This window comes from Nostoc sp. UIC 10890, assembly GCF_054786515.1.
Window position 1 is genome coordinate 1 of record NZ_JBSGKF010000167.1, and the last position, 1,216, is coordinate 1,216.

Consider the following 1,216-nt stretch of genomic DNA (forward strand, 5'->3'; position numbering starts at 1 on the left):
CAAAAATAGTGGCACTATGCTGCACCAGGTCGTTAAACGTAAAAATACGATGTTCAGGCAAAAAATTATATATCAAGTAAGACCAGCCACCCCAGTCTGATGGCTCATTTGGCGGTTTAGCAAGTCCTTTATCTCCAAAACTGAAATAGAAGTGCATTAGCCAATCTGTAATCAGTGATTCGAGGTAAAGATCCTTGTCTAAAACTACTTTTCCTTCAACACTTAAATAATTGTTACTAACTAAACCAGCTCGAACAGCCCAACTTTTCATTGGGGTTACTTTCTGATTACCTAAACCTGTTCGTTCCATCAATCTTTCTTTGGTGTCGTCCAAGCCTTTTTCTTCAGTGCAAGCTTGAAGAATTTTGAGTAAATCTTCCTTTTTTAAAGCGAAGGTACCGTGGAAGCTTAGTTGTAGTTTAGGCATGGACTTTTCTGGTAGATGGAGTAGATAACACTTGGTAATATTAATTTTTTACTATACTTAAAGTACCCATAAAAGTTATAAATGACACATTAGGCAAGGTAAAGATTCATCTTCCTCATCTAGTACTTCTGCAAGAGCCTCAGCAAGAGATCGATTAGGAGCAGCTTTTTTTTCTTTAGCCATTGATTTTTTATGTTGAGCAATAATTTCATCCTTGCGTTCTAGAAGTTGTAATAAGCTTTCTCCATCTGTCCATGTATAAGTACGACCATCGGCATGGTTGGATTCATACTCAACCGCTTTTTGAAATAAATCAGGATGTTCCTGCGCTAACATTACCCACTCATACTTGCGTTGGAAAAAACAAAAGAAACACCCAGAACGGCTGCGCCAGCGATAATAGTCAGGGAGTCCAATTCCACTATCTTCTAATAACCGAATAATATCGCTTTTAACTAAACCCCTTTCCTTAAAGGGGAACACAGGTTTAATATTAGGTTTAGTGGAGATATAACCATCACGGTTTTCATCAGCACGGATGCCAATATAACTAATAGCCTCATCATTGCCCACGAAATCCTCTAAAGGTTTAATTTTCATCTTGACGGTACACCAGCGCATTTGAGGTGAAGGCAATAAACCATCATGAATTACTAACCAGTGGTCAAAGCCTCGTTTTTCGCTGAGATAGTGAATTTTAATACCTAGACGTGCCTTGATGCGGTCAAGATATTCATAAGTCTCTGGTAATTCTTTATGGGTATCGCAAAAAAAGTATTCCATATTGGG

At 38.2% G+C, this 1,216-nt stretch carries 2 protein-coding genes; both read right to left on the minus strand.

The window, feature by feature from the left end:
• A partial coding sequence (locus ACWATR_RS40160; RefSeq protein WP_460346004.1) for a DUF4007 family protein occupies nt 1-427 on the minus strand: 427 nt, incomplete at its 3' end.
• A gap of 75 nt (nt 428-502) precedes the next feature.
• Nucleotides 503-1,216: phosphoadenosine phosphosulfate reductase domain-containing protein (locus tag ACWATR_RS40165; protein WP_460346007.1), on the minus strand; the 714-nt coding region annotated here is incomplete at its 5' end.